The 13,614-nt window shown below is 60.8% G+C and carries 12 protein-coding genes; 4 read left to right on the plus strand and 8 right to left on the minus strand.

The features are described from left to right. Positions 1-345: 345 nt before the first annotated feature. From JN302_RS16500 to JN302_RS16530, 7 genes are all read right to left on the minus strand, one after another. A complete protein-coding gene (locus JN302_RS16500) occupies positions 346-1,533 on the minus strand; it encodes an AAA family ATPase (RefSeq protein ID WP_202333716.1) in 1,188 nt (395 codons plus the stop codon). A gap of 9 nt (positions 1,534-1,542) precedes the next feature. Next, positions 1,543-2,460, minus strand: a complete 918-nt coding sequence (locus JN302_RS16505) for a DUF7146 domain-containing protein (RefSeq protein ID WP_202333717.1) — start codon at positions 2,458-2,460, stop codon at positions 1,543-1,545. Then, positions 2,457-3,344 carry a hypothetical protein gene (locus JN302_RS16510; RefSeq protein WP_202333718.1) on the minus strand — a complete coding sequence of 296 codons (888 nt, stop codon included), beginning with the start codon at positions 3,342-3,344 and terminating at the stop codon, positions 2,457-2,459. The genes JN302_RS16505 and JN302_RS16510 overlap by 4 nt, the downstream gene beginning before the upstream one ends. Beyond that, positions 3,341-3,799: a hypothetical protein gene (locus JN302_RS16515; protein ID WP_202333719.1), complete on the minus strand. Its 459-nt coding sequence runs from the start codon at positions 3,797-3,799 to the stop codon at positions 3,341-3,343. The genes JN302_RS16510 and JN302_RS16515 overlap by 4 nt, the downstream gene beginning before the upstream one ends. Next, positions 3,799-3,993: a DNA-binding protein gene (locus JN302_RS16520; RefSeq protein ID WP_202333720.1), complete on the minus strand. Its 195-nt coding sequence runs from the start codon at positions 3,991-3,993 to the stop codon at positions 3,799-3,801. Before JN302_RS16520 ends, JN302_RS16515 begins: the two co-directional genes overlap by 1 nt. A gap of 205 nt (positions 3,994-4,198) precedes the next feature. After that, positions 4,199-6,055, minus strand: coding sequence for a 7-cyano-7-deazaguanine synthase (locus tag JN302_RS16525; protein ID WP_202333726.1), 1,857 nt, complete (start codon positions 6,053-6,055; stop codon positions 4,199-4,201). Continuing rightward, positions 6,048-6,836 carry a hypothetical protein gene (locus tag JN302_RS16530; protein WP_202333728.1) on the minus strand — a complete coding sequence of 263 codons (789 nt, stop codon included), beginning with the start codon at positions 6,834-6,836 and terminating at the stop codon, positions 6,048-6,050. Before JN302_RS16530 ends, JN302_RS16525 begins: the two co-directional genes overlap by 8 nt. A gap of 274 nt (positions 6,837-7,110) precedes the next feature. Here JN302_RS16530 and JN302_RS16535 point away from each other — a divergent pair, with 274 nt between their 5' ends. The 4 genes from JN302_RS16535 to JN302_RS16550 are packed head-to-tail and all read left to right on the plus strand — an operon-like array spanning position 7,111 to position 9,467. Continuing rightward, positions 7,111-7,308, plus strand: coding sequence for a hypothetical protein (locus JN302_RS16535; protein WP_202333730.1), 198 nt, complete (start codon positions 7,111-7,113; stop codon positions 7,306-7,308). 1 nt (position 7,309) lies between these two features. Further along, positions 7,310-7,747, plus strand: a complete 438-nt coding sequence (locus JN302_RS16540; RefSeq protein WP_202333732.1) for a DUF2924 domain-containing protein — start codon at positions 7,310-7,312, stop codon at positions 7,745-7,747. Then, positions 7,744-9,069, plus strand: a complete 1,326-nt coding sequence (locus tag JN302_RS16545; RefSeq protein ID WP_244846422.1) for a recombinase family protein — start codon at positions 7,744-7,746, stop codon at positions 9,067-9,069. Before JN302_RS16540 ends, JN302_RS16545 begins: the two co-directional genes overlap by 4 nt. Further along, positions 9,069-9,467 (plus strand): hypothetical protein, encoded by a 399-nt coding sequence (locus tag JN302_RS16550; RefSeq protein ID WP_202333734.1) that lies wholly within the window; start codon positions 9,069-9,071, stop codon positions 9,465-9,467. The genes JN302_RS16545 and JN302_RS16550 overlap by 1 nt, the downstream gene beginning before the upstream one ends. 156 nt (positions 9,468-9,623) lie before the next feature. On the opposite strand, the gene dsr1 is transcribed toward JN302_RS16550, so the two are convergent. After that, a complete protein-coding gene (gene dsr1, locus JN302_RS16555) occupies positions 9,624-13,367 on the minus strand; it encodes an anti-phage defense-associated sirtuin Dsr1 (RefSeq protein WP_202333736.1) in 3,744 nt (1,247 codons plus the stop codon). Positions 13,368-13,614 lie beyond the last annotated feature (247 nt).

A 13,614-nucleotide genomic window follows, 5' to 3' on the forward strand; every position in this document is an offset into this window, starting at 1 on the left:
CGCTCATGCGAACAGCACCACAGCCAGGATGAATCCTACCGCGAGAATGAACACCATCATCGGCATCACCGTTCGGCCCCGCTGCCAAGGAAGCGCCGGGTGGACGTCATTCCAGTCCCCGGAGGGCCGGCCCAAGGCGATATCAAGATAGGCCGCCTGTCAAGGGCGGCCATATCTTTAGATATGGGTATGCGAGGCCAGCAGTTGGAAGGCGGTTGGAACATTGATTTCATTGGGTTTTCATTCAGTTGGAAGCAGTTGGAATCCGGTATGGGAAGGCGGTTGGAAGGGCGGTTGGAAGGCAGTTGGAAGAGGCGGTTGGAAGGCCGGCGAAATCCCTTCGCCTCATGGTTCAACCGAGTCATGATCGACGAGTTCGAGCCGTCGACGAATCCGGGACAGCGGACCTTCCTCGACGATGCGAACGCGGTCCTGATCGAGTAACCTGTTCATGGCGACTTCGAACGCACGGCTCTGGATGCCCTCGCTTTTCGGGTGCCTGGCAAAGATGGCCGGCGCGTAGGTTGGGCTCTTCAGTGGTGAGGCGGGCTTGTTCTTCTCGACGTGCCATCTCAGCAGTTCAAGGAATACCCGTTCGGCCTTTTGCGTCCCGGACAGCGTGTCCAGGAATCCCGCATCGTCGGCGTCAGTCCGGACAAAGCGGCCAGCCTCCCAACGCAGTGGTATCGTGCCACCGGTCGGCCCATAGTTCGCCTTCATGGTGGACAGCGTCCTGCGGTTCGCGTCCGATTCGCCTCCGTCCTGCTCACGATCCCGAACAAGATACAGTCGGGACCGGACCGAGTTGTTCCAGGCGGTGCTGCCGCTGGTCCCGGAGCCGCTCGTCAAGCCGGATAGCGAGGGGTGCGACAGCAGCAGCACCGTGCAGTCGAACTCGATGGCCAGCCCGCGAAGGGCGCCGATAAATTGCCGGGCCAAAGGACGGGAATTCTCGTTGCCGGAAAAAATGTCGGCGAGGTTGTCGAGCACCAGGAGCCGCGGCTTTGATCGCGCCATTCGAAGGCGGAGGCGCCCGAAAAGCGGTGTCAGTTTGATCTCGCCCGCGGTGCCGGATTCGGACGCCAGGACGGCTTCCTGGCCGGCGAGATCGCAAAGCTCCAGGTTGGTTAGCTGGGCAAGGTCCATATGCTCGGCCGAGCAGATTTCTTTCAGGCGAATGTGCGTTTCGTCGAGATCGTCCTCTGCCGAGACATAGAGCACGCCGCCTCGCTTGACCGCCGTGCCGAGCCAGTAGGTGCCTGCCGCGACGGCCACGGCCAATTGCATGGCAAGCAGGCTTTTGCCGCTGCCGCCGTCGCCGGAGAGCATCGTGACATTTCGTTCGGGCAAGAGGCCGGCGTCGTCCAGGAAGGAGCGCTGCGGGGTGGGCAGGACGGCCAGGTCAGCCGCACAGACCGTGGGAAGCGGCAGCACCGGTTTCCCATCCGTCGGTACGGTGTCGCCGGGTCCGTAGTGCTCAAGGATCGCATTTCGGTCTTCCAGCCTATCTTCGGGGGAGCGATGTTCGGTCACCGATCGCTCCTACCTGTCGGCCCAATCGCGACCGGGTTCGGGAGGAGACGCAATGGTCACCTCACGACGCGTATCGGTCCAACGGGCGGCACACCGCCGAGCCGCGTTCAACCCGGCGCCGTTGACATCGTGGTCGGCGAAAATGGTGAGGGCCTCGACCCCACCGAGCACCGGGAACTCGGCGATGCCGCCGGACGACAATGCGGCCCAGACCGGAGCGAAACCCATGGCAAGGCAGGCCAGCGCCGTTTCGATGCCCTCGGCGATATGCAGGCCAGTCGTCACATCCTCGTCCGGCGAGAGCTTAACGCAGGCACCCGAGGCCGGCCCGAGCATCTTTTTCGGTTTGCCGAGGCCCGGTATATCGGCCTTGCCGTTGCCGCCGGGCGCCAGGGCGGTTCGATGGACGCCGCGGAACGCGCCGCTCTGGACGTCGACCATCGCTGCGACAAGGGCAGGCAATCGCACCACCGAGCCGTCGGCGAGACGGAAGGGACAATTCGGGTGAAAGCGCAGGCTTTGCTCATCGAACGGAATGCGCCGAAGATCGAGTCCGCGACTGCGCAGGTATCGTTCCGCGGGGGACCTGCCGATCGGCAACGTCTGGTGCCACAACCGCAGCGCGATCGGGGTGTGGCCTTGAACCGACCTGTCGTCGACGGGTTCGAGCCGGGTCGACCGGGGTATGGCGTGCGTCGAGCCATAGCGGTCGCGTTGGTCCAGCCCGAGCATCTCGCGGACATGATCTCGGCACAGGCGCCAATCATCTCCGGCAAAACTGCTGACGACGAAACCGTCGCGAGCGTTGGGATCAAGCAGCACCGCCATCGAGCGGTCCGCGCGAGAATGGCCAGGACCGGGAGCCAGAACTCTCGCCGGGCCGACGACGTCGCCACCCAGCGCCTTCGCCACCGAGCGCGCGTTCATGGCTCGCCCCGGGTGATTTCGGCGAGACGGTCGAAATAGTCCTTGGCCGATTGCTCTTCGACCCGAGCCACCATGAGAGCATCCGGCGGCAGCAGGTTCTCGATCTCGGTCCTCAGAAGCTCGCGCAGGATGCCGGCCGGCATGGCCTCGGCCTCGACCGTGCCGACAATGTGCAACGACCGACGATCGGTTTCCTTGCGCGGTTTGGTCGGTAGGTCGAGCTCTTCGATCTGTTGTTCCGTAATGGCGATCCGCCGGAACGTGAGGTCGATCGTGGGTGACAGGTGCTGCCGGAGTTCCCGCTCCAGTGCCACGTCGATCAGCACGCCCGCGGGATCGTAGTCGCCGATGTAGAAGATCACCGCCGGCTTTCCGTCACTCCAATGATTGATTGCCTCGGCGGACTCGTAGGCGAGCGTGATGCTGGAGAAGCCGCCGGCCGGATAGAGGCTCACCGCCAACTCGCGGCAATCGGCCTCGACCACACCGGCGATGGACCGGGACTCTGTCCAGACCTCGCAATAGTAGTCGGAGAGCTGCCAGAGGTCCGCGCGATACAGCCCCTTCATCGCCCGGAGGAAATGCGCCTCGTCGACATAGGTCGGCGTATGGTGTCCTCGCCGGGTGGCATCGGTTACCCAGCCGAAAGGAAGCTTTCCGGCCCGCCGCAGCTTCTCCATGCGGTCCTGGACGTGCCGGTAGCCCCGGTCCGACTTTTCAACTGGCTCTTCCAGCTGTGGATCGGTCATGCGGTAGAAGACGTGGCGAACGCTCTGGGGATGGTCTTCCTCGAGGACGGCCAGGATCTGCTCGTCGAGCACTTCGATCCTGGCTTTTGAGGGACGATCGCGCTTTAACGTGCTGGCACGATAAAGCGCGATCATGCTGGGCTCCCATTGGCGAAGGCAAGCTCCGCGACAGACATCGCGAGTGGGACGGACAGCACGTAGCGGGAGTGCAGCAGACGAACCTGAAGGTCAGTCGCCGTAACGTTTCCGGTCCGGCGCGGCTTCACCATCTGGTCCGGCGCCGGCGCGCCAAGTTGGGACGAGCGCTTGATGGCCAGGTAGGAAAACTGGCAGGGCGCCAGCCGGCGCTGCACAAGATGGACCAGACCCTGCTCGGCCGCGGCAAGTGCGCGAGTGGCAACGACGGTCAGCTCCAGGCGTTCAGCGCGATGGAGTTCCGAGGTGTCCGCATGGCGGTCGAGAATGAGAAAGCCACGATGATACTCGATTGCCTCATGGGGCAGGGCCTTCTGCAGCCATGTACAGAAATCGTCCTCAGGGACTGGCGGCCATGGGGCGGAAGGCCTCGGCAAAGATGCGCCGCGGTTCATTAGCGGCGCTCCTTGCCGGTCTGATGAAGGCCGATGGCCTCGAACGCCTCGATGTCCTCAAGGCGATAGAGCACCCTTCCGCCGACTTTCAAAAACTGCGGCCCTTGGCTGAGCCACCGCCATCTTTCAAGCGTCCGCGGGCTGAGGCGCCATCGGCGAGACAGCTCCACTTGGTTCAAATGCTTGACGGTCATCCGGGATCTCCAATCGAAGATTGTCGCTTTTTCTCTCCAGCCCGATCGGGTTTGAGGGAATGCGCTTATTCTCCAATGGGATAGCCGCCGGTTGTATGCTCAGGCGCCGGTTATGTTGTGACGCCAATCAATCCGCAGTGCCGGTTTTTCAGGGCTTCGGGGAGCCGATTGTGACATGGTCCGGTCTGCCCTGTGACACAGGCAGTTAGGCGGGAAGCAAATCCGCTCTCGCGACCTCTCGAATCGAGGGGGACAACCGATACCCTTCGCTGCGCCGGTTCTCGATGAAATCGTCGTCGCCGAGCACAACGCCTTGTTCAATGGCCAACCTCTCGGACACCAGCCTTCGTATACGAGATACCTGTTGGCGCAGGAGACCTTCGTCAATGTCCAGCATCTCAGCTAGTCGCCACGGTTCGATGAACGGCACGTCAACCAGGCTCGCTTTCGCGGTTCGGTGATTGGGCAGCAGGGCATTGATCAGGTTGAAGTTGGCGCCTTCGACAAAGAACTGGCCTCCAAACCAGACTCTGCTGGATTCCGGATCGACGGCGATCTGGCAGACCGGGCGGCTGAGTTTGTCCATGAAACCGGCGAGCTGCGTGTCATAGTCGGAGGTCGGAGCAGCAATGATCTGCTGGCGACCGAGACACAAGGACAGCAGCGACCCGGCCGGCAATTCGTTGCGGGCCAGCCGTTCGGCGTTCGATGCCAAGCCATCCCGGATGACGCGTACGACATCGTCGGCATGCCGCCGATAGAGATCATGAATCCTGTTGCTTGCCTGCTCCGGCGACAGGTCCGGAAAAAACCGCAGCGCCGACGTGATCTCCGGGTTGTCTGAAATGAAACTGCTCTTTGTCGATGACGCGAATACCTGAAAAAACTTCACGTAAGCCACCGCCATCCTGACGTCGGCATCGAGACTGCGATCACCCGTCAAGAGGTCAACCGCATATTGATCCGCGGGGTCGAGATGGCCGGCGTCCGCCGCCAATATGGCGAAGCGGCGATCGATGCATTGCGAGCAGACGCCGCAATGGCGTTTTGCCGTCGTCCAGGTGCGAGGCCTCGTGCAGCTGTTGGTCCCGGCGATCAGAGGGCCAAAACCGCAGCTGACGATCTTCTGGACAACTTCGGTCTTTGTGAGCCACTGGAGCGGTGTCCTGATCTCGATCTGCCGATCCGTCAACGACGAGAAGATGGCCTCGAAGCCACGAATGACCTTCGGGTGAGTGGTCCTGGTCGCGCGTGCGCCGAGCACGTCCCCAGCGATCGGGAGATTGAGGCTGACCACGCCATTCTCATAAAATGTGAACTCGTCCTTCTCGAACATCCTGGCCAGTACAAATCCCAAGCAGGCAAAGAGGAACGACCGCGTCCGTTGGGTATTTTCGATCGCTTTAACCCCAGCGTTCGTGACGTTCACCGGAACGTAGACGATTTGGCTGGTCAGCCCGAGTGCCCTGAGCCCGCTTATCAATTCCTTCTGGTTCGCAAAAACCTTGGAGGCGGAGTGGTGTCCGACCAACACCATTCGCTTGCCGAGGACCGCCAGGTCCTCGACGGCGCCGGCAAATGAATCGAGACCGCCTGAGAACAGCGCCACCTCGTCTGAGGAGTGTGAGTCGTCAAAGAGGTTCGGGAAGTAGGTATGCTTCTCAGCAAGAGGCCGGGACGCTTTGACGAAATCGAATTCGTAGGTGTCATCCGAAAGAAAGCCCAAGGTCTCCTGGAGCGCGTCGGCAACCGGATGGCTCGACCAGAGATCGGGGTCCCGCACGGGTATCGTGAACCGCATCAGGCGCCGCCAGCCGCTGCCGACATCGGTCAGTTTTTCGGAGCCCCGGGACGCTTGTTGATCGGCGCAATAGACGTAGGCTGCAACTTCCAGGAGGTCGAGCAGGAGGTCCGCGATATTGCTGACCATCGACCTGCTGATGTCTTCGATCCGCAGGTTTACGTTCTTGTCCTCGCCCTGAACGGCGAGCTGGATTTGGCGATCCGCTTCCGAACTCGCGAACGAGTTCGATCCCCCACACGGGAAGTCGTACCTACGCATGGTTCCCGCTCCGGATGGCAAGCTCCTTCCTCACCTTTTCGAAGGCCACATACGCGAAGCCGACGGCGTCCTTGCGCGAAAGGTCCTTGCCGAGATGGAAGGCGTTCTTTCCAAGCCAGTCCTTGGCAAATGCGCGCATGATGAACGTCGTCTCGACGCAATGACGCCTGACGACACCTTCCAACGTGATGAGATCGTTGACGGAGCGGATGTCCCTGCCCGGCCCGATGTGACGCGGCAGTTCGCGGTCAAGGTAATAGTGAAGATGACGCTCTACCAGATTCGAGAAAAAGCGCTGCGCGAGTTCCCCGAAGCGCTCGGGAGACGCAAACGTGGCAATGGTCGTTCGCTCATCTTCTCGGCTGGGCTCCCACAATGAGGGCACCCGCTCGAAGGCGAGACTGTGGAGGGCGGCGATCCCGGCACTTCTTGCCATCGCGCTCAGATCCGTCGTGTTGGGACTGCGGCGTTGAACAGCCTCGACGGCTGCATCGAATCCGGCCACGAGATCGGTAATCGACGGGCTGGCGGGTACTGCAATGCCGATGGTCGCCAAGGCCGCGGCGAAGTCGCCGGATTTAGCGGCCTGAGGGATCTTTACCAGCAGCCAAAGCGCCTCGACGAATGCCGGATCCTTGATTGCTTGTTTCAGGGATTTGTCGGACGCACGGGCTACCGCATCTGCCAGATCCGCTATGTCTACTTCGCCTGCTGTCAGAAAATCGACTACTTCTCGCCACTGTCTTGTGGCGGGTGGCCTGCCAAGTCTGATATGCCCCATTCTTCTGCCCGATAAGTTCGTGGACAGCAGTAAACCCGAATACAGGGTGCAATAGAATGCTCTGAGTTTCCGCGCTGCTCGCAGGGTTAAGCAGCACCCAAGACTGTAGGAAAAATGCGACGCTTCTCGGATGCGGAAGGCAGGCTTCGAGGTACTTCGCGCGCTTTCGCTTCGCTCATTTTGTTTGCGACGGCATACGCTAAATATCTGAGATTTATGTCATTTATCGGTTGACCGTGGTTGTCTCAGTTCGAAGAACGGAGACGATTCGTGCATGAATCCACTTGCTCCTGACCGCATGAGGGCCGCCGAACGGCTCGACGAAGTCGCCGCCATCCTGACGGCCGGCCTCATGCGACTTCGCGCCAAACAGTCAAGCAGACTATCTGCGGTGCGGGAGAATAGTTCGGTGGACTTCACCGGCTACCAGAGCGGTCATGCCGTCGAATTCGCAACGACGGAGAATGCTTGAAATGACCGACGCAGTGCTCGCCCGCCTGGCCGAGATCAAGACCATGGACATCAAGGCGCTGAAAGGCATGTGGCGGGACCTCTATGCCTCCGAGCCGCCGCCCTACAATCGAAAATTCCTGGAGAGCCGGTTGGCATACCGCGTGCAGGAACTCGCCTATGGCGGGCTGAAGCCCGAGACGCTGAGGCGGCTTGCCGAGCTGGCGAAGGAGCTGGAGCCGCGCGGATCGCGCCGCCGAGTCAAGAGCATGCCGGTCGCCGGCACGCGGCTGCTGCGGGAATGGCAGGGCGCCGAACACACGGTCACGGTGTTGGTCGACGGCTTCGAATATGAGGGGAGGCCGTACAAGTCGCTGTCGGCCATCGCCCGGGCGATCACCGGCACACGCTGGAACGGCTGGCTGTTCTTTGGCCTGCGCACGCAGGGGAGGGGCCGGTGAACAAGGCCGCCTCGAAACCGATTGTCCGAAAGCTCCGTTGCGCCGTCTACACGCGCAAATCCTCCGAAGAGGGCCTCGACATGGAGTTTAACTCCCTCGACGCCCAGCGCGAGGCCTGCGAGGCTTACGTGGCCAGCCAGCGATCGGAAGGCTGGGTGCTGGTGCCGGACCGCTATGATGACGGTGGGATCTCGGGCGGCACGCTGGATCGACCGGCTCTACGGCGATTGATGCGCGACGTCGAAACCGGCCTGATCGATGTCGTGGTCGTCTACAAGATCGACCGGCTTTCCCGCTCGCTGGCCGACTTCTCGAAGCTGGTCGAAGTGTTCGAGGCCAACCAGGTCACCTTCGTCTCGGTGACCCAGAGCTTCAACACCACGACCTCGATGGGCCGGCTGACCCTCAACATCCTGCTCTCCTTCGCGCAGTTCGAGCGCGAGGTGATCGGCGAGCGCATCAGGGACAAGTTCCTGGCCTCCCGGAAGAAAGGCATGTGGATGGGTGGCACAGTGCCCTTGGGCTACCGGGTCGAGAACCGCAAGCTGGTCATCGAGGCGAACGAGGCCGCGACCGTTCGCATGATCTTCGATCGGTTCCTCACTGTCGGGTCGGCCACGATGCTGGCGAGGCAGCTCAATGCCGAGGGCGTCACCGGCCGCTCGGGCAAGCCGATAGACAAGGGCATGCTCTACAAGCTGCTCAACAATCGGGTCTATATCGGCGAGGCAGTCCACAAGGGCATCAGCTACCCTGGCGAGCATGAGCCGATCATTTCGCGCGAGCTCTGGGACAAGGTCCATTCGATCCTTGTGGAGAGCCCAAGGAAAAGGGCAGGGCAGAGCCGCAGGCAGACGCCGGCCCTGCTGAAGGGCCTGATCTTCGCGCCGAACGGAATGGCAATGACACCTACGCACACCCGGAACCACGGCCGGCTCTATCGCTACTACGTCACCACCAGCGTACTGAAGCTTGGCCCAGACACCTGCCCAATTAAACGCGTCCCAGCCGCCGAAATAGAAGCCGCGGTCATCGACCAGCTTCGGGTCCTGCTTCGCTCTCCCGAGATGATCGTAAAGACATGGATGGCCGCGCGAGAGGAGGACCGCGAGACTACTGAGAGCGACGTGCGGGAGGCGCTGGTTCAGCTCGATCCACTTTGGGACGAACTCTTCCCGGCCGAGCAGGCGCGCATCGTCCAGTTGCTGGTCGAGCGTGTCGACGTCGATATCGATGGGGTCTCGATCCGGCTTCGCACCAATGGCATCGGCAGCGTGATTTCTGAGCTGCGACAGAGGTCAGAACTGTCGAGGGCAGCTTGATGCCGAGCACCGAAAGCAACTCCTCCGAGTCGCTCGCTGTCCGAGTTCCACTTGCGATCAAAAAGCGAGGCGGAAGGAAGATCGTGGTCTCGCCTGACGGTCAGCAGACCTGGGCGCCTACACGCCCGCGCGTCGACAACACGCTTCTGCGGGCCGTCGTCCAGGCATTCCACTGGAAGGACCTGCTGGAGAAAGGGCAGTTCGCGACCGTCTCTGAGCTGGCGGAGGCAGAGAAGCTGAACACCTCTTACGTCTCGCACGTGCTGCGGCTGACGCTTCTCGCGCCAGACCTGGTGGAAGCTGTTCTCGACGGGCGGCAGCCCCCAACGATGCAGTTGCAGCCACTGGTCCGACAGATCGAATGTGATTGGCTTCGACAGCGTCGAGCCTGGATTTGAGCCTAGGTCTGCATCGGTGACCTCCACCGCATCCGCTGCGAATGACTGCAATGCGCCGCAATGTCGGCAATGGAGACGACGTTGCCTTCACCTATGGAAGCGGACATTCGTGCTAAGCGGACTGGGAACTCACCGAGGAAACAGCGTTGAGCGCCGCTATTCCAGTCCCTGGCCTGTCTGCCGGATAATGGTTTCCAAGCGCGCAAAACGTTGATCCTGGACCGCTTGTGGCCAAGCCGTTCGAATTGAGATCAGGCACTTCCGCAATTCGCTGGCGACCCATATTTGCTCGCCAGAAACAACGAGATCAAGAAATGTGAGCGCCTCTTGCGGAAACGTCTCGCAGTGCCCCGCTTCGAAAAGCAGGCTTACTGTGTAATCGGAATACTGCGCCGGCAAGAGCCAGCCGCGCAGCGTCGCCAATGCGTCGGGAAACGCGCCTCCCGAGGCTACGACAAGCTGGGCGAGCTTCTCTGCGACCTGCGGTGTCCTGATGTCGTGGGACTTGGGCCAGATGCCCCCAATATATGGTTTGGCCCTGTTCTGCCAATATTCTAGGCGACGCTCGGCAGCGCCCTGCAACCCATCGATAAGGATCTGCGCCGCCCGAATCAAACCTTCTTCAGGCAGTACAGCGGTGGCCGCCCTGAGTTGTGCCTTGGTAAGGATATCTCCTTCGTCGAGAGCGACTACCGTAAGAAGTGCTGCATATTGCTCCGCAGTCTGTCCAAGATCGTTGTAATGGTGGGCTGTTTCCAGAAACTGGTCCTTCAGGGCCTCAAGTAACGGCCGGAAAAGCCGCGGTGACCACAGGTATCCTGTCCATGCAAGAATGGCGGTTTGCGTAGAGCTCTGCCAGTCGAATTGAGGCAGAAGGAAACGCGCCGTCCACGTCCGATCCACGCGAAACAGCGTAATCGTATTTGTACTTAGCAAGATACGCCCATGCCGAAAGCCGGCGACGGATAGGTCGCAGATGCGAGTGAAGACATCCGCGAACTCATCGCGCAGTCCTTGATTGTCCTCAAGGCCGCCCGAATACCAGAAGTCGAGCACGGCTTCGGTTGCCATGCCAACTGGATGATTGATGGCGACTGTGATGGCGTCACTATCGTCCTCGGCCACCTCCTCGAGGCGTGTGTCCAAGATGCGCCGAACCAGTATGAAGAACTGATCGCGCTGCTCTCCAACGAGCTTTGCAACCGCTTTCAGCCACCAGGCTATCGCGTGGTCCAATTCCTGGATCACAGCGTCGGGAGCGTCCGCGAGAGGCATCGCCACCACGCGCCACGAGCGCGAGACGAGTTCGGCTTCTGACCATGCCTGGAGTGCCTGCCTCCACCGAGCGGTCAGCCATTCACCGCGCCTTGCGAGGTGTAGCAGCGCCGCCCCCGTCCTCCTGAAGTCCTTGCGACAGCGTTCCCGCCAGTCATCGTCTCGATCGAAGTCGTCCGCGTTGCGGTTCTCTTGCAACCACGCGACTATCTCTTTTACAGTCGAGGGCGTCGCCGAGTACGTCCGCCAAGGTCCGTCGCTCCCCCTCCAGACGGGAAACTCGTCCCGCTCGTCGGCAGGCGTCCATTTCGGATAGGTTTGCGCCAAAGATTGCAGGAGAATGGTAGCTTCCGGGACAAGCCTCCCGCCTGCCCCCCGAATCGCCGTAAGACGTATCCATATCTTGCGGTCCATGACGCGGCGCAAAGTCTCCGGTTCACGGTCTTCGGCAAACATGCGCGCCGGCGGGCCGAGCATGATGGCGCTCTGCAATCTCTCGGATTCCACCGGTGATAGGCCGGATGCCAGCGCTACGAGCAGGCGTATAGCCTCCCTATGTGTCTCAATTGACCAGAGCCACCAAGCATCGTTCAAGAGCAGCTGGTCGATTGCCTCCGCGGCCGGGAAGAGATCGCTTCTTTCGGCCATCGCAAAAAATGCCAGGCGCTTGAACGCCGGATAGGGAAGTTCAAGCCAACGGTGAACTTCTCTAACTGCGTTCAGCGGCAAGGATTGCGCGGCTGCCAGCCAGGAGTCGCGTGAGAGCTCGATGAGCGTTGTCCAATCGCGGTATCTTGGATTCTGAGGATGTTCGCCGATAGATGGCTGCTGCCAGTAAGAGCGATCCGATACATCATCTGCAGCATGCAATTCTCGCATGATGTCCATTGCGTCGAGAAGGAGTTCCGTCGCACTGCTGAGTAGCGCGGGAAGTGCTGCCTGCCATTCGACATTCTTGCTAACCTGCCGCAGAGCGGAGTGAACATGGTCTGCCGCAAGGACGAGTTCCCACTCGACCAATTGATCAGGGCGCCGGCTCGCCAAAGCCGCGCCTGCGTCCTCATCCTCCTTCTCGGTCATTCGGTATGGCGGCCGTATCCGAATACGCGGCGAGAGGATTTCGCGAAGCTGCATCCGCAGTAAAGTGGTCAGGCCGGAGTGTTTGAGGCGCTTGGCCCAAGAATAGAGATCGAGATGATAAGATTGGCCGGAAACGCGACCCGAGAGAACCATTCGCCACAAAGCTTCCATCCCGGGTGACGGAGGTCTCTCCTCAAGTTCCTTCTCGAGGAAGAACCGGAAATGATCGTCCACTCCGCTGCCTTGGCTCACGACCCAAAGCAGAAGTTCCGGATTGTCGAGATGGCGTACCACCCAGCGCGCGATATGGGGCATGACCTTGTCCCACTGCGGGAATGCGCGATCAGTACGATGGACAAGCCGCATCCACGAAGAACTTGTGTAGGGTGCTGGACGTGCAATCAGGCTGTAGGTGAGCTTCTTGTCTTCCGCATCGTCGGGTCGAATGCCGAAGCGGACAAGGTCGCGGCACCCGAAGCGATCTTCGGCAAGGGCCGGAAGCCACTCGATCGATGGGAGCGGATCATAGTCCGCAAGCACCTTCGCTGGCAGGCCGCTTTCGTCGCACAAGGCCCAAAGCATCCGTCCAACGAAATTGTCCTGGCGAGTACTGCCCATAGGCCTGAGCCCGGCATAGCGCGAAACGATGGCCTCCTTTCCGCGGACTCCATCACGATACGTCTCGGCCCACGCATGAAGGGTCTGGTGCAACAGCGCATGATGATTGTGGTTCCTGTAGAGAATGGGCGTGACGTTTTTGGCTGCCCACTCTGCCTCCGCCTCCGACTCCTTGCCGCGGGCGTGATTGCCGAAAGCGAAGACTGAGATAGGTGCCTCGCCGAGCAACCGGTCAGCGGCGAGCGCGTCCATCATGTAGCGCATCACCGGATCATTGATGCTGTATCCGACGAAGCAGACGGTGTGGTTTCGAAAGAGCTCGCTGACAAAACGTGCGGCCCAACGCTCTGTCAGATAGGCAAGGCCAAAATCGCCGCTCGATATTACCAAGCGGTCGAGGTCCGTCTGGTTCGGGGAGTTCGGTAAGCGTCCATGCAGATAAACAACGCCGTCCCATTTCTTTTTCGGCACGGGCAGAAGCGGCGCTGCGAAATCGCCCAGCGTGACGCCGAGTCGGCTCATGGCTACGGCGAACAGCGAGTCGAAGTTGGTGGTGATGAGGCGCGATTGACCAACTCGATTCTTTGCTAACGTGAGAAGCGCTTCGTGAGTCTTGGTCGCGCCGGGCAAAGTCAGGTCGGGCGTGAGAACCTGCGCCAGGGCTCGACGAACAGCGGAACGACCATCGACAATCCTGTTTTCGAGAAGGCCAATGGTCGTATCATACTGGCTCCCTTCCAAGGCGGTGCGCTCGATGGCATTGGGAATTTCGCCCAGTTCGTCGTAGATTTTCTCGACGAGGCCGCGAAATCCCGGGAGTCCGGCCGGATAGGAAATGCCGGCACCACAGAAAAATACGACGCGCCCGTCTTCATGAGCCTGCAGCAAAGGCTCAGGAACATCCGGCCCGTTCTTGATGAATTGCATGTTTGCAAACCCCTCGCACAGCGAAGTCTCAGGCAGCAGTTCGCGAAGAGCAAGCACATTGAGCCGATTGTCCCCCTGGAATTATCACATCAGATCGAGCCAGGTGGGAGGTGTGATCAGACGCGGCCTTGTTGAAGAAGCCCGTGCTCTGCCTCAGCCAAATCACGCTCAATGCAGGCGCAACGACCGGTTCTTGACCTCTACCTCAGCCACGCGAGCCGTCCGCGCAGCGGGTTCGTCGGCCCCT

This window comes from Mesorhizobium sp. L-8-3 (genome assembly GCF_016756615.1).
Lineage (GTDB): Bacteria > Pseudomonadota > Alphaproteobacteria > Rhizobiales > Rhizobiaceae.